The sequence below is a fragment of the Streptomyces sp. NPDC006197 genome, assembly GCF_040613865.1.
In the GTDB taxonomy this organism is placed as follows: domain Bacteria; phylum Actinomycetota; class Actinomycetes; order Streptomycetales; family Streptomycetaceae; genus Streptomyces.
Window position 1 is genome coordinate 1 of sequence record NZ_JBEXSZ010000129.1, and the last position, 23983, is coordinate 23983.

Consider the following 23983-nt stretch of genomic DNA (forward strand, 5'->3'; position numbering starts at 1 on the left):
CGCCTTCGCGCTCAGCGCCCGCGCCCTGAGCGCCTCCACGCTGCTGCCCGCCGCCGCACCACCGGGGCTACGGATTACTGCTGGTTGATGCGCTCGTCGATGACCTTGTCGGCCGCCTCGCCGGCCTTCTTGGCGTCCTCGCCCTTCAGGACCTTGGTCATGTAGTCCTTGATCGGGTTCGGGGCGGTCTCGACGTTCGCCCAGCCCGGGGTGACCGGGGTGACCTTGCCGGAGACGGAGGAGGCCGCCATGGCCTCGGCGAAGGAGCCCGCGGCGGGCTTGAACTGCGCGGAGTCGGTGTTGGGAAGCAGCGCGCCCTCGGTGGCGGCGGCGTACTTCGTCATGAACTCCTTGCCGGCGGCGAGGGCCAGCCACTCCTTCGCGAGGTCCTTGTTCTTGGAGCGCTCGGCGATGGCGAGGTTCGAGCCGCCGAGGAAGACGGAGCCCGGCTTGTCGGCGGTCTTGCCCGGGATCGGGAAGTAGCCGAAGTCGGCGGTCTTGCCGGCCTTCTTCATGGCGTCGATCGCGCCGCCGGCCTCCCAGCCGAGGCCGATCCAGGACGCCACGCCGCCCTTGGGGACGATGTCGGTGGACTGCTGGGGGGTCGCCTCGTCCTTGTCCTTCGGAGCGGTCGAGTAGGACGCCAGCTCCTTGTAGAAGTTCATGGCGCTGACGGCCTCGGGGGAGGACAGGTTGCCCTTCCACTTGTCGCCGTCCTTGACCGCCAGGTCACTGCCCTCGTCCCAGATGAGGCCGGCGAGGATGTACCAGGACTGACCCGGCAGGTAGATGGCCTGCGACTTGGGGTCGGACGCCTTGAGCTTCTTCAGGCCGTCGATCCACTCGGCGCGGGTCTTCGGCGGGGTGACGCCGGCCTTCTTGAAGGCGGCCTTGTCGTAGACGACGACGCGGTTGGCGGCGTACCAGGGGGCGGAGTAGAGCTTGCCGTCCAGCTCGTTGGAGGCGACCATGCCCTTGTTCCAGGCGTCGTAGCCGAGCTTGGCCTTGTCGCCGGAGAGGTCCGCGAGGCCGCCGGTGACCGCGTAGCCGGCGGTCTGCGTGTTGCCGAGCTCCAGGACGTCCGGCGGGGTGTCCTCGGAGAGGGCGGTGGTGACCTTCTCCTGGATGCCGTTCCAGATCTGCTTCTCGACCTTGACCTTGACGCCGGGGTGCTTGGCCTCGAAGGCCTTGTTCACCTCGGCCATCCAGGCGTCCGGCGCGGACCCGTCCATGACCCAGACGGTCAGGGTCTTGTCGCCCCCGGTCCCCTTGCCGCCGTCCTTGCCGCTGTCGCTCTCCGAGCCACACGCGGCGATGGAGACCATCATGCCCGCGACGCCGATCGCCGCGATGAGCTTGCGCTTCACGCCACCCTCCTCAGGGATGCCTGCAACCCCTGCCCACCGCGCGAAGACATACGTCAGGTAATGCTCGTGGGGCTGGGACCTGGTCTTTAATGGTTTAGACCAGTACCGGGAGCTTGGCCTAGACCTTTAGGGGTGTCAAGGGTGTATAAGAAGGGCAGTCGCGTCCGTTATCGGACCGACACCTGAGGGAGGGCGACGACCCGTGACCGGTCCGTGCCACCATGTGAGCCGCGACAGACGGAGGAGCCGGTGACGGCAGCAGCACAGGACTCGGGAAGGCAGGCCATGGCCACGGACGCGGGCAGTACGGAGACAGAGAGCGGGGCACCGACCCGCACCGCGCGCGTGCCCAAGTACTACCGACTGAAGCGGCACCTGCTCGACATGACGGAGACCCTGCCGCCCGGCACGCCGGTCCCGCCGGAGCGCACGCTCGCCGCCGAGTTCGACACCTCGCGCACCACCGTGCGCCAGGCGCTCCAGGAGCTGGTCGTCGAGGGCCGGCTGGAGCGCATCCAGGGCAAGGGCACCTTCGTGGCCAAGCCCAAGGTCTCGCAGGCCCTGCAACTCACCTCCTACACGGAGGACATGCGCGCCCAGGGCCTGGAGCCCACCTCGCAGCTCCTCGACATCGGGTACGTCACGGCCGACGACACCCTCGCCGGGCTGCTCGACATCTCGGCCGGCGGCCGGGTGCTCCGCATCGAGCGCCTGCGCCTCGCGAGCGGCGAGCCGATGGCGATCGAGACCACCCACCTGTCGGCGAAGCGCTTCCCCGCGCTGCGCCGCTCGCTGGTGAAGTACACCTCGCTCTACACGGCGCTCGCCGAGGTCTACGACGTGCACCTCGCCGAGGCCGAGGAGACCATCGAGACCTCCCTCGCCACCCCGCGCGAGGCCGGGCTGCTCGGCACGGACGTGGGCCTGCCGATGCTGATGCTCTCCCGCCACTCCCTGGACGCCCAGGGAGAGCCGGTGGAGTGGGTGCGGTCCGTCTACCGCGGCGACCGGTACAAGTTCGTGGCGCGCCTCCAGCGCCCCAACGGCTGAGCCGCCCACGACTGACGGTTGATCCGTTATACGGACAGGGGTTCCTAACAGCGAAGCCGTCCCCTAGATTTCCTCGGCATTACGAGGTGATCAGTGAGGGGACGGTTTCGCCATGTCAGAACCGACACAAGGGAAACAACCGGTCGTCACGCCGGTGAGAGTGGTGATCGCGCTCTGCCTCTTCGCGCCGTTCGTCGCGATGCTCTGGGTGAGCTCCTACGCGAAGGTGGAGCCGGCGTTCGCCGGCATCCCGTTCTTCTACTGGTACCAGATGCTCTGGGTGCTGATCTCCACGGCGCTCACCATGATCGCGTACAAGCTGTGGCAGCTGGACCAGCGTGCCCGCAAGGGAGGTGACGCGCGATGAAGGACGGCGTGAACGGCGTGGCGCTCGGCGTCTTCGTCTTCTTCTTCCTGGCCGTCACGGTCATGGGCTTCCTGGCCTCGCGCTGGCGCAGGGCCGAGAACGAGCACAGCCTCGACGAATGGGGCCTGGGCGGACGGTCGTTCGGCACCTGGGTCACCTGGTTCCTGCTCGGCGGCGACCTCTACACGGCGTACACCTTCGTCGCCGTCCCCGCGGCCATCTACGCGGCGGGCGCGGCCGGCTTCTTCGCCGTCCCGTACACGATCCTGGTGTACCCGCTGATCTTCACCTTCCTGCCGCGCCTCTGGTCGGTCTCGCACAAGCACGGCTACGTCACCACCTCCGACTTCGTGCGCGGCCGTTTCGGTTCCAAGGGCCTGTCGCTCGCGGTGGCGGTCACCGGCATCCTCGCCACCATGCCGTACATCGCGCTCCAGCTCGTCGGCATCCAGGCCGTCCTGGACGTGATGGGCGTCGGCGGCGGCGAGGACACCCACTGGTTCGTCAAGGACCTGCCGCTGCTCATCGCCTTCGGCGTGCTGGCCGCGTACACGTACTCCTCCGGCCTGCGCGCCCCGGCGCTCATCGCCTTCGTCAAGGACACGCTGATCTACATCGTCATCGCGGTGGCGATCATCTACATCCCGATCAAGCTCGGCGGCTTCGACGAGATCTTCGCCAAGGCGGGCGAGGCGTTCGCGCAGACCAACCCGGCGACCGGCAAGCCGCGCGGCGCGCTCGCCCCCGGTGAGGCGGGCCAGTGGACGTACGCGACGCTCGCGCTCGGCTCGGCCCTCGCGCTCTTCATGTACCCGCACTCCATCACGGCGACGCTGTCGTCCCGGAGCCGGAACGTCATCCGCCGCAACACCACGATCCTGCCGCTGTACTCGCTGATGCTGGGCCTGCTCGCGCTGCTCGGCTTCATGGCGATCGCCGCCGGCATCAAGGTCAAGAACGGCCAGCTCGCCATCCCGCAGCTCTTCGAGACCATGTTCCCGGACTGGTTCGCGGGCGTCGCGTTCGCCGCGATCGGCATCGGCGCGCTCGTCCCGGCCGCGATCATGTCGATCGCCGCGGCCAACCTCTTCACCCGCAACATCTACAAGGACTTCATCAAGAAGGACGCCACCCCGGCCCAGGAGACCAAGGTCTCCAAGCTGGTCTCCCTCCTGGTGAAGGTCGGCGCGCTCGTCTTCGTCCTCACCATGGACAAGACGGTCGCGATCAACTTCCAGCTGCTCGGCGGCATCTGGATCCTGCAGACCTTCCCGTCGCTCGTCGGCGGCCTGTTCACCCGCTGGTTCCACCGCTGGGCGCTGCTCGCCGGCTGGGCCGTCGGCATGGTCTACGGCACGGCCGCCGCGTACGGCGTGGCCAGCCCGACCCAGAAGCACTTCGGCGGCTCGGCCGCCGAGATCCCCGGCATCGGCGAGATCGGCTACATCGGCCTCACCGCCTTCGTGCTCAACGTCGTCGTCACGGTCGTCCTGACCTTCGTCCTCAAGGCCGTCAAGGCCTCCGAGGGCGTCGACGAGACCTCCCCGGAGGACTACACGGCGGACGCGGGCGACGCGGGCGTCAAGGAGCTCCCGACGGTCGGCGCCGCAACGCACTGACCGCGGAACACCCCGCAGGGGCCCGGGACCTCCCACCAGGAGGCCCCGGGCCCCTTCGCGTGACCGCCCGGCAGACTGGGGCGCATGGACTTCACGATCAGGGCGGTACGGCCCGAGGAGTACGAGGAGCTCGGTGACCTCACCGGGCTGACCTATCTGAACGACGGTCTGCTGCTGCACGGCGAGGACGACTTCTACCTGGCGGTGCTCCGTGACACGGCCCGGCGGGCGCGCGAGAGCGAGGTGCTCGTCGCCGCCGACGCGGACGGCACCGTCATCGGCGGGGTGACCTTCGCGGAGGGCGGCACCGCCTGGGCGGACATCGCCGTCCCCGGCGAGGCCGAGTTCCGCATGCTCGTCGTCGCGCCGGCGGCCCGCGGCAGGGGCGTCGGAGAAGCCCTCGTACGCGCCTGCGAGGACCGCGCGCGGGCCCTGACGGGGTGCGCGCGGCTCGTGCTCTCCACGGACGCCACGATGGTCTCGGCGCACCGGATCTACGAGCGGATGGGCTTCGTCCGCACCCCCGAACGGGATTGGGAGCCCATCCCCGGCCACTCGCTGCGGACGTACGCCCTGGAGCTGTAGCCCCGGGACCGACACAACATGTGGGGGGTGCCACGAGGGGCGCCCCCCACATGTATGCTCGTCCTCGCTGTCGACGCAGGGGAATCCGGCGCGAATCCGGAACTGTCCCGCAACGGTGTGCTTCGTGCGGTTTCGTACGCGGTGAGTCCGAAGACCTTCCGGCAGCGCGCCCGGTCCGTCCGTTCCGGGTGCCACAGACGTCCGGGCCTCGCGGAGTGGGTTGGTGGACGCGGCGCGCCCGCGCGTACGGGTGCCCGCCTGCCCGCCTCCCCGCCCGCGCGCCCCGCCGAGCGAGGGAGAGCCCCCACGTGACCATCGCGCCCGCCGATCCGGCTTCGGCCGAGGCTTCCGCGGTCGAGAGCGACGGCCCCGGGACCGTGCTGCTGCGGACCCTGACCGACCTCACCGCCGATCTCCCCGACACCGACCCCGGCAAGGTCGCCGCCGCCGCCCTCCGTGGCCGCAGCGCCACGTCGGACGAGGCGGAGCTGCGCGAGCTGGCCACCGAGGCGGCCGCCGGCCTGATCGCCGAGGACCCGGCGTACTCCCGGCTCGCCGCCCGGCTCCTCACCCTCACCATCGCCGACGAGGCGGCCGGCCAGGGCGCCGTCTCCTTCTCGGCCTCCGTCGCCGTCGGTCACCGCGAGGGCCTCATCGCCGACCGCACCGCCGAGTTCGTCGCCCTGCACGCCGCGCGGCTCGACGCCACGATCGACGCGGCCGGCGACGACCGCTTCGGCTACTTCGGTCTGCGCACCCTCTACTCGCGCTACCTGCTGCGCCACCCGATCACCCGCAAGGTGATCGAGACCCCGCAGCACTTCATGCTGCGCGTCGCCTGCGGCCTCGCCGAGACTGCTTCCGATGATTCAAAGACCGGCAGCGTCCGCGCCCTCGACGAGGTGACCGCGCTGTACGGCCTGATGAGCCGTCTGGAGTACCTGCCGTCCTCCCCCACGCTCTTCAACTCCGGCACCCGCCACCCGCAGATGTCCTCCTGCTACCTGCTCGACTCCCCGCAGGACGAGCTGGACTCCATCTACGACCGCTACCACCAGGTCGCGCGCCTCTCGAAGCACGCGGGCGGCATCGGGCTGTCGTACTCCCGCATCCGCGCCCGCGGTTCGCTGATCCGCGGCACCAACGGGCACTCCAACGGCATCGTGCCGTTCCTGAAGACGCTCGACGCCTCCGTCGCCGCCGTGAACCAGGGCGGCCGCCGCAAGGGCGCCGCCGCGGTCTACCTGGAGACCTGGCACGCGGACATCGAGGAGTTCCTGGAGCTCCGCGACAACACGGGCGAGGACCAGCGCCGCACGCACAACCTGAACCTGGCGCACTGGGTCCCGGACGAGTTCATGCGCCGGGTCAACGCCGACGCCGAGTGGTCGCTGTTCTCCCCGGCGGACGTGCCCGAGCTGGTCGACCTGTACGGCGAGGAGTTCGACGCCGCCTACCGCAAGGCCGAGGCGGCGGGCCTGGCCCGCAAGACGATGCCGGCCCGCGACCTGTACGGCCGGATGATGCGGACCCTGGCCCAGACCGGCAACGGCTGGATGACCTTCAAGGACGCCTCCAACCGGACCGCGAACCAGACCGCCCTGCCCGGTCGCGTGGTGCACTCCTCGAACCTGTGCACCGAGATCATCGAGGTCACCAACGACGACGAGACCGCGGTGTGCAACCTCGGCTCGGTCAACCTGGGCGCCTTCGTGGTCGGTTCGGACCTCGACTGGGACCGGCTCGACGCGACCGTCCGCACGGCCGTCACCTTCCTCGACCGGGTCGTCGACATCAACTTCTACCCGACCGAGCAGGCCGGCCGCTCCAACTCCAAGTGGCGTCCGGTGGGCCTGGGCGCGATGGGCCTCCAGGACGTCTTCTTCCAGCTGAAGCTGCCGTTCGACTCCCCCGAGGCACGCGCGCTGTCCACCCGTATCGCCGAGCGGATCATGCTCGCCGCGTACGAGGCCTCCGCCGACCTCGCCGAGCGCAACGGCCCGCTGCCGGCCTGGGCCGAGACCCGCACCGCCCAGGGCGTCCTGCACCCCGACCACTTCGGCGTCGAGCTGAACTGGCCGGAGCGCTGGGCCGCGCTGCGCGAGCGGATCGCCGCCGTCGGCATGCGCAACTCCCTCCTCCTCGCCATCGCGCCGACGGCGACCATCGCCTCGATCGCCGGCGTCTACGAGTGCATCGAGCCGCAGGTCTCCAACCTGTTCAAGCGCGAGACGCTGTCCGGCGAGTTCCTCCAGGTCAACTCGTACCTCGTCGACGAGCTGAAGAGGCTCGGCGTGTGGGACGCGCAGACCCGCGAGGCGCTGCGCGACTCCAACGGCTCGGTGGCCGGCTTCACCTGGGTCCCCGCCGAGGTGCGCGAGCTGTACCGCACGGCCTGGGAGATCCCGCAGCGCGGCCTCATCGACATGGCGGCGGCGAGGACCCCCTTCCTCGACCAGAGCCAGTCCCTGAACCTGTTCATGGAGACGCCGACGATCGGCAAGCTGTCGTCGATGTACGCGTACGCCTGGAAGCAGGGCCTGAAGACGACGTACTACCTGCGCTCCCGCCCGGCCACCCGGATCGCCCGCGCGGCCCAGGCCACGACGACCGCCGCCGCCCCGATCCCCGTCCAGCAGGCGACCCCCGACGCGGACGCGATCGCCTGCTCCCTTGAGAACCCCGAGTCCTGCGAGGCCTGCCAGTAATGAGCTCCACCGAGAAGAAGAACCTCCTGGACCCGGGCTTCGAGCTCACGCTCCGTCCCATGCGCTACCCGGACTTCTACGAGCGCTACCGGGACGCCATCAAGAACACCTGGACCGTGGAGGAGGTCGACCTCCACTCGGACGTCGCCGACCTCGCCAAGCTCACCCCCGGTGAGCAGCACATGATCGGCCGGCTGGTCGCGTTCTTCGCGACGGGCGACTCGATCGTGGCGAACAACCTGGTCCTGACGCTCTACAAGCACATCAACTCCCCGGAGGCGCGGCTGTACCTGAGCCGTCAGCTCTTCGAGGAAGCGGTGCACGTCCAGTTCTACCTGACGCTGCTCGACACCTACCTGCCCGACCCGGACGACCGCGCCGCCGCGTTCGACGCCGTCGAGAACATCCCCTCCATCCGCGAGAAGGCGCAGTTCTGCTTCAAGTGGATGGACTCGGTCGAGAAGATCGAGAAGCTGGAGACGGCCGCCGACCGCCGCCGCTTCCTGCTGAACCTGATCTGCTTCGCGGCGTGCATCGAGGGCCTGTTCTTCTACGGCGCCTTCGCCTACGTCTACTGGTTCCGCTCCCGCGGCCTGCTGCACGGCCTGGCGACCGGCACCAACTGGGTGTTCCGGGACGAGACGATGCACATGAACTTCGCCTTCGAGGTCGTGGACACCGTCCGCAAGGAGGAGCCGGAGCTCTTCGACGACGCGCTCCGGCAGCAGGTCACGGACATGCTGAAGGAGGCCGTCGAGGCGGAGCTGCAGTTCGGCCGCGACCTGTGCGGCGACGGCCTGCCGGGCATGAACACCGAGTCGATGCGCGAGTACCTCCAGTGCGTCGCCGACCAGCGCCTCCAGCGCCTCGGCTTCCCGCCGGTGTACGGCTCGGAGAACCCGTTCGCGTTCATGGAGCTCCAGGGCGTCCAGGAGCTGACCAACTTCTTCGAGCGCCGCCCGTCCGCCTACCAGGTGGCGGTCGAGGGCTCGGTGGACCTGGACGAGGACTTCTAGCCGGTACGGCGAAGGGCCCCGCACTCCTCGGAGTGCGGGGCCCTTCGCCGTACGTACGAGGAGTCAGTCGTTCGCGACGACCGGGTAGCGCGGGGTGCCCTCGGCCATCTGGCGCAGGGCGTCCTTGCGGTCGCGCTTCGACAGCTTGTCGATGTACAGGAAGCCGTACAGGTGGTCCGTCTCGTGCTGGAGGCAGCGGGCGAAGTAGCCGGTGCCGCGCACCTTGATCGGGTTGCCCTGGGAGTCCTGGCCGTGCACCACGGCGTAGTCCGGGCGGGCCAGCTCGGCGTAGGCGGTCGGCACCGAGAGGCAGCCCTCGTTGGACTCGTCGAGGACGCGCTGATCGGCCGGCAGCTCCTGGAGGACCGGGTTGACCACGTGGCCGACGTGCCGGACGCCCTCGTCGTCCATGCAGTCGTAGACGAAGACCTTCAGGTCCACACCGATCTGGTTCGCGGCCAGGCCGACGCCCTCGGCGGTGCGCTGGCTGGCGAACATGTCGTCGATCAGCTGCGCGAGTTCCTCGTCGAACTCGGTGACGTCCTTGCACTCCCGGTGGAGCACGGGGTTGCCGACGACCGTGATGGGCCGGGACGTGCCGCGCTCGCGGTGGGCACGCTCGCGCTCCTCGCAGTCCTCCGTGTCCACGACGAAGCCGTCGTTGATCGTCTGCTCGTCCGTCTCCTGCTGCGCCATGTCAGGCCGCGCCCTTCTGAAAACCCGATTCCGTCGGAGGACAGCCTACGGGCCCCGGAGCGAACGCTCAGCAGACCTCTTCCAGATCGCGCCACTCGCGGCTGTCCGGGCTGTCCGCGACCCAGCCGTCGAGGAGGCCCCGCACCAGGCCCGCCGGGGCCGCGATGCCGCACTCGCGCTCGGGCACCCACAGCTCGCCGGGCGAGCGGTGGCCGAGCGGGCCCGGGTGGCCCGGCTCGCTGTGGTCGTGCGGGTCGGAGTGCTCGCCCTCGCCCTCGGCGCTCGGCATGGTCGACTCCGAGCAGGCACGGCAGAGCAGCCGCACGGAGGACGACCAGTCCTCGGCGGCGAAACCGGCCTCGGCGGCGAGCTGTTCCAGGGCGTCCCGGTCGGCCTCGGTGGCCGCCTCCAGGAGCACCACCCAGGTGGGGACGGGCGAGGGCGCCCACAGCTCGATCTCGTCGAAGACGGGGTAGGAGGGGCCGGCGGTGGTGGTCCGCTCGCCGTTGGGCACGCCGTCGTGGAGGACGACCTCGCCCCAGCGGCGGCCGGAGGAGGGCAGCGGGATGGAGAGGACCTCGATCCGGGCCGGGTCGAGCCGGCGGCCCCACACGACCTCCGCCTCGCCCTCGGGCGAGAGCCGGACGGCGGCGCTGCCGAGCTCCATGCCGGCGGGCTCGCCGGTGCCGGCGGCGGCGCCGGGCACCTTCAGTCCGTAGGCCTGCCAGGCCCGGCGGGCCAGCGGCCAGTCCTGGAGCGCGGTGGCGGCGATGCCGACGTTCCACCAGTCGGGGGCGCCGCTCTCCTTGTCGAGCAGCGCGACCGCGCGCAGCCCGGCGGCCCGGGCCTGCTCCCAGTCGTGCCGGAACTTGTGCAGCAGCGCCAGATTGAACCAGGACTCCGAGAGCCAGGGCTCCAGATCCGCCGCGCGCGTGAGCAGTGCGCCCGCGTCCTCGTACCGGCCGTCGCCGATCAGCGTGAACGCGCGGTCGGTGGCCTGCCGCCACGAGGCGGAGGGCCGATGCCGTACCTTCCCGAAGATCTTCACGATTCCCGCCTGCCGGTCGCTTCACCCTCTTGTTCGCATCCAACCATGCCCGGTCGGACGCGCGCTCATTACCCATGGGTTACCCAGGGACCGCGGAGGTCACCCCAGCGGCTCCGCCCCGTGCCAGGACCCTGGCCAGGCATTCGACGACATCCGGGTGATAGTCGCGGGCGGTGCCGAGCCTGAGCCGCTCCAGGGCCCCGAGCGCGGCGGCCGCGCCCTCGCCCGTTCCGGTGCCCACGAGGTCGTCGTAGGCGTTCACGGCACGGACGATCCGGGCGGGAAGCGGCTGCTCGCGGTACGGGTCGGCCTGCCGCTCCACGACGACGGCGACGGCCTCGGGGACCCCGGTCCTGCGGACGACCTCGCCGCCCAGGAGGGCGATCCGGCGCTGCTCCTCGGCCGGGAGGAGGGCGGTGGCGCCGCCCGCGACCGGGTCGACGAGGGAGAGCTGGCCGATGTCGTGCATGAGCGCCGCGTGCTCCAGGACGGCGAGCTCGGCCCCGGACAGGCCGAGCTCGCGTCCGACGGCCGCGCTGAGGGCGGCGACCCGGCGGGCGTGCCCGGGCGGGGTGCAGCCGGCGATCTCGGTGGCGCGGGCGAGGGAGGCGATGGTCTGCCGGTTGACGGTCCGCACGGCCGCGTACCGCCGGAAGGAGACCTGGGTGAGCAGGAGCGGGACGGCGAGCACGGGCAGTGCCCAGAGTCCGGCGGCGGCGACGCCGAGTGCCATGACGGTGCCGGTGGCGCAGACGGCGGAGCCGATGCCGAGGAAGGCGCGGAGTTCGTCGCGCAGGAGGGGGCCGTACGGGAATCCGGTGCGGGCGCGGAGCAGGAGGGCGGCGAGCACGGCGTCGCACAGGGCGGTCAGGACGAGCAGGAGGAGCAGGAAGAGGGCGTACGCGGGGCCCTGGCCGAGGTACTCGGTGACGGTGCCCGCGTTGTAGAGGGGCTGGAAGCAGAGCGCGGCGAAGCCGACGGTGAGGACGCGGCGGGCGAGGTGGTCGAGTCCGGGGCCGCGGCCGCGGGCGATGTGCGGGACGATCCCGGCGAGGCCCGCGGCGACGACGACGGCGACGGTCTGCGGGACGCCGTGGGTGGTGGCGGTGCCGGCGCTGGTGCCGAGCAGGGCGTACGCGAGGGCTCCGGCGGTGGCGAGGGGCGCGGGCTCGCTCCCCTGTGGCTCTTCGAGCGCGGGGTGCGCCCCCTCGCCGGGGGCGGTGCCCCAGCGGGCGAGCTCGCCGAGGGCGATGAGGGTGCCGAAGGCGAGGGCGTTGCCTGGTTCGTCGAGGCCGTACCAGAGGGTGCTGCCGAAGCAGGCGAGGCCGAGGAGGAGCGCGGCGCCGCGCACGGCGCCGATGGTGACGGCGCCGGGCCGCGGGCGCGGACGGAGCCTCACGCGCGCTCCCTGGGCCTGCCGGCCGGGGACGCGTCCGCGCCGACCCGGCTCGCGGCGCCGTCCGCGACCACAGCGGCTTCCGCGGGCCCCTCTCCGACCGGACCCGCGGGGCTCGCGCCGACCCGACCCGCGGGGCCGTCGGCCGGCTTCGGGTCCACTTCGCGCGGTGGCGGTACGTTTCCGCCGGACGGGCCCGGCAGGGCCTCGTCGGCGGTGACGGCGGGCTGCCAGCCGTGCCGGTCCAGGGCCTGGACGAGGGCGGTGACCATCCGGGGGTCGAACTGGGTGCCGGCGCAGCGCTCCAGTTCGGCGAGGGCTGTGGGCACCGGGCGGGCCCGGCTGTAGCAGCGGGTGGAGGTCATGGCGTCGAAGGCGTCGGCGACGGCCACGACCCGGGCGAACTCGGGGATCTGCTCCCCGTGGAGCCCGTACGGATAGCCGCTGCCGTCCATGCGTTCGTGGTGGTGGAGGATCGCGGCCCGCGCCTCGCCGAGGAAGCCGATGCCGCGGACCATCTCGTGGCCGTACTCGGGGTGGAGTTCGATGACCCGGCGTTCCTCGGGGGTGAGGGGTCCGTCCTTGGTGAGCACCCGGGTGGGCACGCCGAGTTTGCCCACGTCGTGCAGGATGCCGGCGAAGCGGACGACGTCGAGGCGGTCCTCGGCCATGCCGAGCTCACGGGCGATCAGGACGGAGGCCTGGCCGACGCGTTCGCTGTGGCCCCGGGTGTAGCGGTCCTTGATGTCGACGGCCTGGACGAGGGCGCGGATGGTGGCCTGGTGGGCGGCGCGCTCCCGGTGGTACTGGGCGAAGACCCAGCAGGAGATGTACATGGGGAGGAGCACGAAGAGCGCCGCGACGGGGCCGTACGTGCTGCGCCAGAGGACGGCCATCATCAGTCCGGCGAGGCCGTGGACGGTGTGCGGGGTGAGGGAGCGGCCGAGGAGGCCGCGCCAGGCGGCCCGGGGCGGGAGCCCGCAGGCGGTGGCCCGGATGCCGCCGTCGAGGGCGGTGAGGACCAGGCAGAAGACGAGGGCGGCGGCGCCTGCGGGCAGCAGCGCGTAGGGCAGGTCGGGGGCGTGCGGGCCCCGGCCGAGGGCGGTGGGGGCGCCGAGGGCGTCGGCGGTCAGGGCGGCGGCCCAGACGGCGAGGGCCGCGGCGGCGGCCCGCCAGGCGCGGCGGGGTGCGGCGGGGGGTTCCTCGACGCGGGCGAGGAGGCTGCCGGGGATCGCGGTGAGAGCGGCGGCGGCGGGCGGCAGGAGCAGGGCGGCGGCGAGGAGGACGGGGAAGAAGGAGCCGGTGCCCATGGGGAGGGAGCGGCCGAGGGCGCGGCCGATGAGCCGGCAGCGGGCGGGCAGCTCGCAGAGCGCGTACAGGGCGGCGAGGAGCCCGACCGTGCCCCAGGGGACGGCCGTGCCGGGGCGCAGTGCGGGCAGGACGCACGCTCCCGCGCCGAGCAGGGCGCAGCCGATGTACACGCGGGCCGCTCGTGGAATGACCTTCACGCCCATCACGCCTGTCACGCTAGCGAGTCGGGCGGGCGGCGACGGCGCGGTCGGAGTGATTCGCACCATCGGGTGATACAAGCTGATATATGCGTGAGGCCGTCGCGAGCGGTGCGCGACGGCCTCGTTTCCCGGTACGGGAGGCTCCTGGTACGGGAGGGGGTGCTACTCCTGCGGGGCCGGCGTCGTCGGGGCGCTCGCCGTGATGTCCTGTTCGGGCACCAGGTGGCCGGCGCGGATCAGGTCGATCCGGCCCATGACCTTGGCGCGCAGGTCGGTGGGGACGTCGTCACTGCCGCAGCAGCGCTTGACGAGCTTCTTCACCGCCTGCTCCAGGCCGTACTTCTCCAGGCACGGGGAGCACTCCTCGAAGTGCACCTCGAACTTGGTGCAGTCGCTGTCGGGCATCTCATGGTCGAGGAACTCGTAGAGATGATCCAGGACTTCCGAGCAATCCGTCTCGTGCGGCTCTCCGCAGCTCATGAGCCCGAGCCTTTCAGATCGTTCGACGACTCTCCGGCGCCCGCGGGTACCAGCCCGCGGTCGCGAGCGTAGTCCTCGAGCATGCCGCGCAGCTGGCGGCGGCCCCGGTGCAGTCGGGACATCACCGTACCGATGGGTGTCCCCATGATGTCCGCGATCTCCTTGTACGCAAAGCCCTCGACATCGGCGAGATAGACGGCGATGCGGAACTCCTCGGGAATCGCCTGGAGCGCTTCCTTCACGTCGGAGTCCGGGAGGTGGTCGAGCGCCTGCGACTCGGCGGACCGCAGGCCGGTCGACATGTGCGACTCGGCGCGGGCGAGCTGCCAGTCCTCGATCTCCTCGGCGGCGCTGCGCTGGGGCTCGCGCTGCTTCTTGCGGTACGAGTTGATGAAGGTGTTCGTGAGGATGCGGTACAGCCACGCCTTGAGGTTCGTGCCCTCGCGGAACTGGTGGAACGACCCGTACGCCTTGGCGTAGGTCTCCTGCACCAGGTCCTCCGCGTCCGCGGGGTTGCGCGTCATGCGCAGCGCGGCCGAGTACATCTGGTCGAGGTAGCCGAGGGCGTCCCGTTCGAAGCGCGCGTTGCGCTCCTCGGTCGTCTCCTCGGGGCCGTCGTCGGTCCCTGTGTCGGTCCCAGTGACCGGACCCACCTCCTCCAGCGCGGCGGCGAGCCCGAGGGCGGACCCGCTCGTTTCGGAGGATAGACGAGGAACCGCTCCGCCCGCCGCCCGAATCGGGGCGGTCCTGGGAGCGGGCAGCACCGTCCAGGCGAGGTCAGCGGCCTGCGCACGCTCTGGGCAGATGGTCGAACCCATGCGACGGACTCCCTCTTCCTTGCTCTCACACCGACGCTCTCCACAACAGCGGCCCCCCGCTCCGCATTCCCGGGGCGTCAGTGGAGGGTGGAGATCCAGTTCCGGACCCCGTCCACGAGCCGTGCCATGGCCTCGTCCTGGCTCAGCGGCGCGCGCTTGGGGACGGCGAAGCCGTGGTCCCCGTACGGGACCTCCACGAGCTCGTACGGGCCTTCCGGGTACTCCTCGGGCCTCCCGAAGGGGTCGTTGCCGCCCTGGACGACGAGGGTGGGCAGGCCGGTGGAGAGGAGTTCCTCGGCGCGGGTCTTCTCGGGCTTCCCCGGGGGGTGGAGCGGGAAGCTCAGGGCGAGGACGGCGAGCGCGCCGAGCTCCCGCCCGGTCCGGCAGGCGACCCGGGCGCCGGCGCTGCGGCCGCCCGCGACGACGGGGAGGCCGGGCTTCGCGAGGGACGGCCAGAGGCCGCGCCAGCCGGTGTCGAGGGTCTTCGGCGCGGGCGCGACCTTCTTCCCGGCGACCCGCCAGGGCTGTTCGACGAGGGCGACGGTCACGCCGTGCGCGGGCAGCGCCCCGGCGAGGGCCTGGAGGTCGCGGGCCTCGACGCCGCCGCCGGCGCCGTGCCCGAGGGCGAGGACGGCCCGGGGCTTCGTCCCGGCGTACCAGGTGATGCGTGCCTCACCGGCGTCGGTGGGGACGGTCTCGTACTGTGTCACGTCCCCATCCTGCCGTGCGGCCCGGCCCGCGCGTCAGAACAGCGTGCCGACCTCCGGTCCGGCCAACTCCTCCAGGAGCTCGGGGCCGTTGTTGCGGACGTTGCTGACGGCGGTCGCGACCGGGTAGGCCCGCATCAGGCCCTCCGGCGGCGGGGCGAGGAGTCCGCGCAGCTCCTCGGGGTCGGTGCGCGCCGGGTCGAGCCAGGCGTCCCAGCGGTCCTCCGTCAGCATCAGCGGCATCCGGGGGTGGATGTCGTGGAGCGAGCGCGGGCCCTCGGCGGGGGCGACGCCCAGCGGTCCGGTCTCGGCCTCGGTGGTGATCACCGAGCAGGTCACCCACCACGCGGAGGGGTCCCCGTCGGGCCGGGTGCGGTCCCGCCAGAACTCGTAGAGCCCGGCCATCGCGAAGACGGAGCCGTCCGCCGGGGTCACGAAGTACGGCTGCTTCCGGGGCCGCTTCTTCTTGCCCTCGACCTCCAGGTCGCGCTCGGCGGTCCCGGTCACCCACTCGTAGTAGCCGTCGGCGGGCAGGATGCACCGGCGTGACTGGAAGGCCCGCTTGAAGGAGGGCTTCTCGTCCACCGTCTCCGCGCGCGCGTTGATCATCCGGGCGGCGCCCTCCGGCGTCTTCGCCCAGGACGGCACGAGCCCCCATTTCAGCGCGCGCAGCTGGCGAACCGGACGCGGGGATCCGGCGTCCTTCACAGGACGCTCCAGAACGGCCCAGACCTCTTTGGTGGGGGCCACGTTCCAGTCGGGGGCCAGGGTCTCCTCCGGCTCCCACTTCTCGACCTCGAAGATCTCGACGAGGTCCTCGGGCCGCCGACTCGATGCAAACCGTCCGCACATACGTGCCACACTGCCACGATCCCGACCGCGAGCGAGGAGCAGTCCGCCAAATGACCGAGATCCTCGGCACCCAGCCCGCTCCCGACGCGTGGATCGTCTACTTCACCGCCGCCTGCGCACTGAGCCTGGTCGTCTTCCGCCGTCTCTGGCTCCCGGCCCGGAACGCGATCACCATCGCCCACGAGGGCGGCCACGGACTCGTCGCCCTCGCCACCGGCCGCCGCCTGCAGTCGATCCGGCTGCACTCGGACACCAGCGGACTGACCGTGTCCCGGGGCCGCCCGACCGGCCTCGGCGTCGTCCTCACCCTCGCGGTCGGCTATCCGGCGGCCCCGCTGCTCGGGCTCGGGGGCGCCGCCCTGCTCGGCACCCGCCACGTCACCCTGCTGCTCTGGATCGCGACCGCCCTGCTGCTCGCGATGCTGGTGATGGTCCGCAACGCGTACGGGATCCTCACCGTCGTCCTGACGGGCGCCGCCTTCCTCCTGGTCTCCTGGCTGACCGGGCCGGACGTCCAGTCGACCTTCGCGTACGCGGCGGTCTGGTTCCTGCTGCTCGGCGGTGTCCGCCCGGCCTTCGAGCTCCAGGCGAAGCGGCGCCGCGGCGGCGCTCCCGACTCGGACGCGGACCAGCTGTCGCGACTCACCCATGTGCCCGCGGGCGTGTGGCTGTTCTTCTTCCACACGGTCGCGATCTCCGCCCTGATCGGCGGCGGGCGCTGGCTCCTGGGCATCTGACTCCCCCGTACAGTGAGTCCATGACCGCAGCAGCTTCCGCGCACACCGACCCGCCCACCGACCTCTGGCCCGCCCCGTACGCCCGCGGCGCCGTCGACGCGACCGTCACCGTGCCCGGATCGAAGTCGGTCACGAACCGCGCCCTGGTCCTCGCCGCGCTCGCCGCCGAGCCGGGCTGGCTGCGCCGCCCGCTGCGCTCCCGCGACACCCTCCTGATGGCCGAGGCGCTCCGTACCCTCGGCGTGAAGATCGAGGAAGGGGTGGGCCCCGACGGCTCCGGCGAGGCCTGGCGGATCATCCCGGCCGGTCTGCGCGGCCCCGCGACCGTCGACGTCGGCAACGCGGGCACGGTCATGCGCTTCCTGCCCCCGGTCGCGGCCCTCGCCGACGGCCCGGTGCGCTTCGACGGCGACCCCCGCTCCCACGAGCGCCCGCTGCACGGCGTGATCGACGCGCTGCGCGCGCTCGGCGCCCGGATCGACGACGACGGCCGGGGCGCGCTCCCGATGACCGTGCACGGCGCCGGCGGCCTGGACGGCGGCGCCGTCGAGATCGACGCCTCCTCGTCCTCCCAGTTCGTCAGCGCCCTGCTGCTCTCCGCGCCCCGCTTCAACCAGGGCGTCGAGGTGCGGCACGTGGGCAGTCGGCTCCCCTCGCTCCCCCACATCCGGATGACGGTCGACATGCTGCGCGCGGTCGGCGCCCAGGTCGACGAGCCGGAGCACGGCGGCGCCCCGAACGTGTGGCGGGTGACGCCCACCGGGCTGCGCGGCCGGGACCTCGTCGTCGAGCCCGACCTGTCGAACGCGCAGCCGTTCCTGGCGGCGGCCCTGGTGACCGGCGGCCGGGTGACGATCCCCGACTGGCCGGAGCGGACCACCCAACCGGGGGACGAGCTGCGTCGGATCTTCACCGAGATGGGTGGCTCCTGCGAGCTCACCGACGCCGGCCTGACCTTCACCGGCACGGGCCGGATCCACGGCATCGACGTGGACCTCGGCGAGGTCGGCGAGCTGACCCCCGGGATCGCGGCGGTCGCGGCGCTCGCCGACTCCCCGTCGACCCTGCGCGGGGTGGCCCATCTGCGGCTGCACGAGACGGACCGGCTCGCGGCGCTCACCAAGGAGATCAACGAGCTCGGCGGCGACGTGACGGAGACCGAGGACGGCCTCCACATCCGGCCGCGCCCGCTGCACGGCGGTGTCTTCCACACGTACCACGACCACCGCATGGCGACGGCGGGCGCGATCATCGGCCTCGCGGTCGAGGGTGTGGAGATCGAGGACGTGGCGACGACGGCGAAGACCTTGCCGGACTTCCCGACGATGTGGACCGAAATGCTCGGGGTCTGAACCATGCGGCGCTACGGCAAGCACACCGACGAGGACGACATCCGCCAGCGGCCCAACCGCAAGGGCACCCGCCCCCGCACCAGCATCCGTCCGAAGCACGAGGACGCCGTCGAGGGCATGGTCCTCACCGTCGACCGGGGCCGGCTCACCTGTCTGGTGGACGACCGGACCGTGATGGCGATGAAGGCGCGCGAGCTGGGCCGCAAGGCCGCCGTCGTCGGCGACCGCGTCTCCCTGGTCGGCGACCTCTCCGGCGAGAAGGACACGCTGGCCCGGATCGTGCGGATCGGCGAGCGCAGCTCGGTGCTCCGCCGCACGGCCGACGACGACGACCCGTACGAGCGGGTGGTCGTCGCCAATGCCGACCAGCTGGCGATCGTCACCGCGCTCGCCGATCCGGAGCCGCGCCCCCGGCTGATCGACCGCTGTCTGGTGGCGGCCTACGATGGCGGGCTCTCCCCGCTGCTCGTCCTGACCAAGTCGGACCTGGCCCCGCCGGACGCGCTCCTGGAGATGTACGGCGCGCTGGGCGTGCCCCATGTGGTGACGACCCGCGAGGAGTTCGTCGACGGGGTCGCGGCCGAGCGGGTCCACGAGCACCTGAAGGGCCGCACCACCGCGTTCGTCGGCCACTCCGGCGTCGGCAAGACGACCCTGGTGAACGCGCTGGTCCCGCCGGACCGGCGGCGCACCACGGGTGTGGTCAACGCGGTCACGGGCCGCGGCCGGCACACCACCACCTCGGCGCTCGCGCTGCCGCTGAACGACAAGGAGGGCGGCTGGGTCATCGACACCCCGGGCGTGCGCTCCTTCGGGCTGAACCACGTCGACCCGTCCCGGGTGATCCTCGCCTTCCCCGATCTCGTGCCGGGCACGGAGAACTGCCCGCGCGCCTGCAGCCACGACGAGCCGGACTGCGGGCTCGACGCGTACGTGGCGGAGGGGCACGCCGATCCGGCGCGGCTGGTCTCGCTGCGGCGGCTGCTCGCGACCCGGGAGCGACGCGAGGGCGACTGAGCCACCGGCGTTTACGTCCCGTCGCCGTCGGTAAGTACATAATCGCACCAAGTGCGACGAAGCGGTCACCGAAGGCGTGGGAGGCACTGACGATGGCGTGGCTGCTGGTGGTGATCGCGGGAGTCCTGGAGACGGGCTTCGCGGTCTGTCTGAAGCTCTCGCACGGCTTCACCCGGCTGTGGCCGACGATCGCCTTCGCCTCCTTCGCCCTGGGCAGCTTCGGTCTCCTCACCCTGGCGCTGCGGAAGCTCGACGTGGGTCCGGCGTACGCGGTGTGGACGGGGATCGGCGCGGCCGGGACCGCGATCTACGGGATGGTCTTCCTCGGCGACGTGGTCTCCACGCTCAAGATCGTCTCGATCACCCTGGTCATCGTGGGGGTCATCGGACTCCAGCTCTCCGGGTCCGCGCACTGAGGGGTCACCGGCAGGGCCGGTGCGACGACGTGGCTGAGGGCGATCCGTACGGCGAGCTCGCAGCCGGCCGCCCACCGCTCCCCCGCGCAGGCCGCGGTCTCCGCCACGAGTTCGCCGGGCGCGGGCGGTCCCGCGTCGGCGCGCCGCTGGGCGGGGACGGGGGCGGGACGGGCGCCGGGCCGGGCCGGCCGGGGCTGGGGCAGCCGCTCGTTCCAGGCGCCGGTGAGCAGGGCCCGGAGTATCGGGCGGACGGCGGCGCGGGTGACGATCCACTCGGCGACGGCGACGAGGTTCCGCTCGGGCGGGGCGGGGGCGGCCAGCAGGTGCCGGACGCCCTGGAGGTAGGAGTCGGCCTCTCTGCGTACGAGGGCGCGTGCGAGCCCCTCCTTGCTGCCGAACTCGTTGTAGAGGGTCTGCCGGGAGACCCGGGCGGCGGTCGCGAGGTCGGCCATGCGCACGGTCGACCAGGGACGGTGCGTGAGCGCGGCGAGTGCGGCGTCGAGCAGGGCCTCGCGGGCGTTCGCCATCCTCACCTCCGGAGGGAACGGTTCTCCGCACAGCGTCGACAGGCGCCCACTCTCTGTCAAGGGGCCGCGGTGGACGGTTCGCCGCGTGTCCGCACGTCGGGGATAGAGTGCCGACCATGGCCGACTACCACGATGATCTGCGTCTCGCCCACGTCCTCGCGGATGCCGCCGACGCGGCCACCATGGACCGTTTCCAGGCGCTCGACCTCCGGGTCGAGACGAAGCCGGACATGACGCCGGTGAGCGAGGCCGACAAGGCGGCGGAGGAGCTGATCCGCGGACAGCTCCAGCGCGCCAGGCCGCGCGACGCGATCCTCGGCGAGGAGTACGGCGTGGAGGGCTCGGGCCCGCGCCGCTGGGTGATCGACCCGATCGACGGCACCAAGAACTACGTGCGCGGGGTGCCGGTCTGGGCGACCCTGATCGCGCTGATGGAGGCCGGGGAGACCGGCTTCCAGCCGGTGGTGGGCGTGGTGTCCGCCCCGGCGCTCGGTCGGCGCTGGTGGGCGGCGAAGGGGCTCGGCGCGTACACGGGCCGCAGCCTGTCCTCGGCGACCCGGCTGGGCGTCTCGAAGGTCGCGTCCCTGTCGGACGCCTCCTTCGCGTACTCCTCGCTGAGCGGCTGGGAGGAGCGGGGCCGCCTCGACGGCTTCCTCGACCTCACGCGCGCGTGCTGGCGGACCCGGGCGTACGGCGACTTCTGGCCGTACATGATGGTCGCGGAGGGTTCCGTGGACATCTGCGCGGAGCCGGAGCTGTCGCTGTGGGACATGGCCGCGGTCGCGATCGTGGTCCAGGAGGCCGGCGGCACGTACACGGGCCTGGACGGCCGGCACGGCCCGCACAGCGGGAACGCGGCCGCGTCGAACGGTCTGCTCCACGGCGAGCTGCTGAGCTACCTGAACCAGGAGACCGAGCGCTCCTGACGCTCCCCGGGGGCGCCTCGCGCGCCCCCTTTACGACCCACCTCCCCGGTGCAACTCTGAGAGTCCCCCCGCTTGTGAACTTGTGAATTCTTTCTCGTGGGGGTCTCACCAAGGAGGTGGCTCCGTCCATGCTCGTCCGTGACGCCATGAGCACCGTGGTCCTCACCATCGGCCCAGCCCACACCCTCCGACAGGCGGCCCGACTGATGTCGGCGCGCCACGTCGGCGCGGCGATCGTCCTCGACACCGACGCCGGCGGGCTCGGCATCCTCACCGAGCGCGACATCCTCAACTCCCTGGCCAGGGACCAGGACCCCGACCGGGAGGCCGCCGGCTCCCACACCACCCGTGACGTGGTCTTCGCCGCGCCCACCTGGACCCTGGCGGAGGCGGCCGAGGCCATGACGCGCGGCGGCTTCCGCCACCTCGTCGTCCTCGACGACCGGGGCCCCGTCGGCATCGTCTCCGTACGCGACATCATCCGCTGCTGGATCCCGGTGCACAGCGTCGCCACCGGCTGAGCACGCGAGGGCGGGCCGGACTCCGTACGGAAGTCCGGCCCGCCCCCTACCCACGGCAAGCGTCCTCAGCCACGCAGGGCCTGGACCGCGGCCTCCAGCCGCTTGCCGAAGTCACCGTCCGCCTTGCGGAAGTTGTCGATCGCCCGCTCGGCGATGTCGTCACGCGAGACCTTGGCGATGAAGCCGGCCAGGTTCCCCACGAGACGGCCCTTCTCGTCCTCCGACATCAGGCGGTAGAGGTCGCCCGCCTGCACGAAGTCGTCGTCCTCGGCGTGCGAGGGGGCGGCGTGGTCGCCGGTCACGCCGGTGACCGGGGAGCCGGCCCAGAGCGGCCGGTCCGTCTGGTGCGGGCCGCCGAAGCTGTTCGGCTCGTAGTTCTTCGCGCCCTTGTGGCGGCCGTCGTAGAGGAAGCCGTCACGCGAGTGGGTGCGCGCCTCGGTGGCGTGCGGGCGGTTCACCGGCAGGTGGTCGGCGTTGATGCCGACGCGGTAGCGGTGGGCGTCGCCGTAGGCGAAGAGGCGGCCCTGGAGCATCTTGTCCGGGGAGGGGCCGATGCCCGGCACGAAGTGCGCGGGACTGAAGATCGACTGCTCGACCTCGGCGAAGATGTTCTCCGGGTTGCGGTTGAGCTCCAGCTTGCCGATCTCGATCGGCGGGTAGTCCGCGTGCGGCCACACCTTGGTGAGGTCGAACGGGTTGAAGCGGTAGTTCGCCGCGTCGGCCGCGGGCATGATCTGGACCTGCACGGTCCAGGTGGGGAAGTCCCCGCGCTCGATGGCCTCGCGCAGGTCGCGCTGGTGCGAGTCCGGGTCCTCGCCCGCGAGGCGGTTGGCCTCGTCCTGGGTGAGGTTCTTGATGCCCTGGTCGGTCTTGAAGTGGTACTTGACCCAGAAGACCTCGCCGGCCTCGTTGTTCCACTGGAACGTGTGCGAGCCGAAGCCGTCCATGTGGCGGTACGAGGCGGGGATGCCGCGGTCGCCGAAGAGCCAGGTGACCTGGTGGGTCGACTCCGGGGAGAGGCCCCAGAAGTCCCAGACGTTGTCCGCCTCCTGCGAGCCGGTGTACGGGTCGCGCTTCTGGGTGTGGATGAAGTCGGGGAACTTGATGGCGTCCCGGATGAAGAACACCGGCGTGTTGTTGCCGACGAGGTCGTAGTTGCCCTCTTCGGTGTAGAACTTCAGCGCCCAGCCGCGGGGGTCGCGCACCGCGTCCGCCGCGCCGAGGTTGCCCGCGACGGTGGAGAAGCGCAGGAAGGTCTCGGTCTCCTTGCCGACCTCGGAGAGGAACTTGGCGCGCGTCCACCGCGTGACGTCACGGGTCACCGTGAAGGTGCCGTAGGCGCCCGCGCCGCGCGCGTGGACCACGCGCTCCGGGATGCGCTCGCGGTTGAAGTGGGCGAGCTTCTCCAGGAGGAGCTGGTCCTGGACCAGGACCGGGCCGCCGACGCCCGCGGTCTCGCTGTTCTGGTTGTCGGCGACCGGAGCCCCGGCCTCCGTGGTGAGCGGTCCCTGCGTCACGTGCGCCTCCTGCGTCATCCCTGCGAGTCCTGTCCCTCGGCCCGAGCCCTTGGACGGGCCTCCGGTCGATGCCGGTTCCGATCCTACATTGGACAAAGTCCAAGTCAAGCAGAGGTCTAAAGTCACACCCGTTCGGGATCTTGGTCCCGGCTGTTACTCTGGCTCCCATGAGCGACCTGTTGGAACGACTGCGCGGACGCGGCTGGCGGATGACCGCGCAGCGCCGCGTCGTGGCCGAGGTCCTCGACGGGGATCACGTACACCTGACCGCCGACGAGGTCCACGCCCGCGCGGTGACGAAGCTGCCCGAGATCTCGCGCGCGACCGTGTACAACACGCTGGGCGAGATGGTCACCCTCGGCGAGGTCCTCGAGGTCGCGACCGACGGCCGCGCCAAGCGGTACGACCCCAACGCCCACCGGCCCCACCAGCACCTGGTCTGCGGCCGCTGCGGCGCGATCCGCGACGTGCACCCGGCCGGCGACCCGCTGGCGGACCTCCCGGACACCGAGCGCTTCGGCTTCACGATCTCGAACGTCGAGGTCACCTACCGGGGCATCTGCCCGAGCTGCGCCACGACGGCCTGACGACGCACCGAAGAAGCCCCCGCTCCGGCGGGGGCTTCTTCGCGCCTTCACGTTCGGGCATCGCGCATACACGACGAAGGCCCGGATCCAGTGACTGGATCCGGGCCTTCGTTGCTACTGAGTAGCGGGGACAGGATTTGAACCTGCGACCTCTGGGTTATGA

General features: G+C 71.6%; 24 protein-coding genes and 1 riboswitch. Of the genes, 13 read left to right on the plus strand and 11 right to left on the minus strand.

Annotated features, from left to right (window positions below):
* Positions 1 to 74 precede the first annotated feature (74 nt).
* Positions 75 to 1367 (minus strand): extracellular solute-binding protein, encoded by a 1293-nt coding sequence (locus tag ABZ318_RS30530; protein WP_356905683.1) that lies wholly within the window; start codon positions 1365 to 1367, stop codon positions 75 to 77.
* Positions 1368 to 1652: 285 nt separating this feature from the next.
* Here ABZ318_RS30530 and ABZ318_RS30535 point away from each other — a divergent pair, with 285 nt between their 5' ends.
* The 6 genes from ABZ318_RS30535 to ABZ318_RS30560 all read left to right on the plus strand — a co-directional run bounded on the left by ABZ318_RS30535 (position 1653) and on the right by ABZ318_RS30560 (position 8712).
* Positions 1653 to 2417, plus strand: a complete 765-nt coding sequence (locus ABZ318_RS30535) for a GntR family transcriptional regulator (protein WP_030688729.1) — start codon at positions 1653 to 1655, stop codon at positions 2415 to 2417.
* A 112-nt stretch (positions 2418 to 2529) separates the two neighbouring features.
* The gene (locus tag ABZ318_RS30540) at positions 2530 to 2784 is read left to right on the plus strand and encodes a DUF3311 domain-containing protein (protein ID WP_356905684.1); all 255 of its coding nucleotides are present in this window, start codon (positions 2530 to 2532) and stop codon (positions 2782 to 2784) included.
* Complete coding sequence (gene mctP / locus ABZ318_RS30545; RefSeq protein WP_356905685.1) at positions 2781 to 4403, plus strand: monocarboxylate uptake permease MctP; 1623 nt, start codon at positions 2781 to 2783, stop codon at positions 4401 to 4403. The genes ABZ318_RS30540 and mctP overlap by 4 nt, the downstream gene beginning before the upstream one ends.
* A gap of 84 nt (positions 4404 to 4487) precedes the next feature.
* Positions 4488 to 4988 (plus strand): GNAT family N-acetyltransferase, encoded by a 501-nt coding sequence (locus tag ABZ318_RS30550; protein ID WP_356905686.1) that lies wholly within the window; start codon positions 4488 to 4490, stop codon positions 4986 to 4988.
* Between the two features lie 79 nt (positions 4989 to 5067).
* Positions 5068 to 5144, plus strand: a riboswitch (cobalamin riboswitch).
* A gap of 152 nt (positions 5145 to 5296) precedes the next feature.
* A complete protein-coding gene (locus ABZ318_RS30555; RefSeq protein ID WP_356905687.1) occupies positions 5297 to 7696 on the plus strand; it encodes a ribonucleoside-diphosphate reductase subunit alpha in 2400 nt (799 codons plus the stop codon).
* Positions 7696 to 8712, plus strand: a complete 1017-nt coding sequence (locus ABZ318_RS30560) for a ribonucleotide-diphosphate reductase subunit beta (protein WP_356905688.1) — start codon at positions 7696 to 7698, stop codon at positions 8710 to 8712. The genes ABZ318_RS30555 and ABZ318_RS30560 overlap by 1 nt, the downstream gene beginning before the upstream one ends.
* Positions 8713 to 8775: 63 nt before the next feature.
* Here the strand turns inward: ABZ318_RS30560 and def are convergent, their stop codons facing one another.
* From def to ABZ318_RS30600, 8 genes are all read right to left on the minus strand, one after another.
* A complete protein-coding gene (gene def, locus ABZ318_RS30565) occupies positions 8776 to 9408 on the minus strand; it encodes a peptide deformylase (RefSeq protein WP_356905689.1) in 633 nt (210 codons plus the stop codon).
* 67 nt (positions 9409 to 9475) lie between these two features.
* Positions 9476 to 10456 (minus strand): hypothetical protein, encoded by a 981-nt coding sequence (locus tag ABZ318_RS30570; protein WP_055600922.1) that lies wholly within the window; start codon positions 10454 to 10456, stop codon positions 9476 to 9478.
* A gap of 79 nt (positions 10457 to 10535) precedes the next feature.
* Entirely contained in the window at positions 10536 to 11807 is a 1272-nt protein-coding gene (locus ABZ318_RS30575; RefSeq protein ID WP_356905701.1) for an HD domain-containing protein, read from the minus strand.
* Between the two features lie 44 nt (positions 11808 to 11851).
* Positions 11852 to 13360, minus strand: coding sequence for an HD-GYP domain-containing protein (locus tag ABZ318_RS30580; protein ID WP_356905702.1), 1509 nt, complete (start codon positions 13358 to 13360; stop codon positions 11852 to 11854).
* A 165-nt stretch (positions 13361 to 13525) separates the two neighbouring features.
* Positions 13526 to 13843, minus strand: a complete 318-nt coding sequence (rsrA, locus tag ABZ318_RS30585; protein ID WP_093874154.1) for a mycothiol system anti-sigma-R factor — start codon at positions 13841 to 13843, stop codon at positions 13526 to 13528.
* Positions 13840 to 14496: a sigma-70 family RNA polymerase sigma factor gene (locus ABZ318_RS30590; RefSeq protein ID WP_030207302.1), complete on the minus strand. Its 657-nt coding sequence runs from the start codon at positions 14494 to 14496 to the stop codon at positions 13840 to 13842. Before ABZ318_RS30590 ends, rsrA begins: the two co-directional genes overlap by 4 nt.
* Positions 14497 to 14738: 242 nt before the next feature.
* Entirely contained in the window at positions 14739 to 15371 is a 633-nt protein-coding gene (locus ABZ318_RS30595) for an alpha/beta family hydrolase (protein WP_356905690.1), read from the minus strand.
* A 33-nt stretch (positions 15372 to 15404) separates the two neighbouring features.
* Complete coding sequence (locus ABZ318_RS30600; RefSeq protein ID WP_356905691.1) at positions 15405 to 16220, minus strand: SOS response-associated peptidase; 816 nt, start codon at positions 16218 to 16220, stop codon at positions 15405 to 15407.
* A gap of 50 nt (positions 16221 to 16270) precedes the next feature.
* On the opposite strand from ABZ318_RS30600, the gene ABZ318_RS30605 reads away from it, so the two are divergent.
* From ABZ318_RS30605 to ABZ318_RS30620, 4 genes are all read left to right on the plus strand, one after another.
* On the plus strand, positions 16271 to 16957 hold the full coding sequence (locus ABZ318_RS30605) for a M50 family metallopeptidase (protein ID WP_356905692.1): 687 nt from the start codon (positions 16271 to 16273) through the stop codon (positions 16955 to 16957).
* 20 nt (positions 16958 to 16977) lie between these two features.
* Positions 16978 to 18309: a 3-phosphoshikimate 1-carboxyvinyltransferase gene (gene aroA / locus ABZ318_RS30610; RefSeq protein ID WP_356905693.1), complete on the plus strand. Its 1332-nt coding sequence runs from the start codon at positions 16978 to 16980 to the stop codon at positions 18307 to 18309.
* Positions 18310 to 18312: 3 nt separating this feature from the next.
* Complete coding sequence (gene rsgA / locus ABZ318_RS30615) at positions 18313 to 19326, plus strand: ribosome small subunit-dependent GTPase A (protein WP_356905694.1); 1014 nt, start codon at positions 18313 to 18315, stop codon at positions 19324 to 19326.
* A gap of 92 nt (positions 19327 to 19418) precedes the next feature.
* Positions 19419 to 19742: a multidrug efflux SMR transporter gene (locus tag ABZ318_RS30620; RefSeq protein WP_356905695.1), complete on the plus strand. Its 324-nt coding sequence runs from the start codon at positions 19419 to 19421 to the stop codon at positions 19740 to 19742.
* On the opposite strand, the gene ABZ318_RS30625 is transcribed toward ABZ318_RS30620, so the two are convergent.
* A complete protein-coding gene (locus tag ABZ318_RS30625) occupies positions 19634 to 20269 on the minus strand; it encodes a TetR/AcrR family transcriptional regulator (protein ID WP_356905696.1) in 636 nt (211 codons plus the stop codon). The two genes, ABZ318_RS30620 and ABZ318_RS30625, sit on opposite strands and share 109 nt — an antisense overlap.
* A 116-nt stretch (positions 20270 to 20385) precedes the next feature.
* On the opposite strand from ABZ318_RS30625, the gene hisN reads away from it, so the two are divergent.
* Entirely contained in the window at positions 20386 to 21195 is an 810-nt protein-coding gene (gene hisN / locus ABZ318_RS30630; protein WP_356905697.1) for a histidinol-phosphatase, read from the plus strand.
* 128 nt (positions 21196 to 21323) lie between these two features.
* Positions 21324 to 21716: a CBS domain-containing protein gene (locus tag ABZ318_RS30635; RefSeq protein WP_356905698.1), complete on the plus strand. Its 393-nt coding sequence runs from the start codon at positions 21324 to 21326 to the stop codon at positions 21714 to 21716.
* 65 nt (positions 21717 to 21781) lie between these two features.
* Here ABZ318_RS30635 and ABZ318_RS30640 read toward each other — a convergent pair whose 3' ends face one another.
* Positions 21782 to 23251: a catalase gene (locus ABZ318_RS30640; protein ID WP_356905699.1), complete on the minus strand. Its 1470-nt coding sequence runs from the start codon at positions 23249 to 23251 to the stop codon at positions 21782 to 21784.
* Between the two features lie 149 nt (positions 23252 to 23400).
* Between ABZ318_RS30640 and ABZ318_RS30645 the strand changes: the two genes are divergently transcribed.
* The gene (locus ABZ318_RS30645) at positions 23401 to 23820 is read left to right on the plus strand and encodes a Fur family transcriptional regulator (protein ID WP_356905700.1); all 420 of its coding nucleotides are present in this window, start codon (positions 23401 to 23403) and stop codon (positions 23818 to 23820) included.
* Positions 23821 to 23983 lie beyond the last annotated feature (163 nt).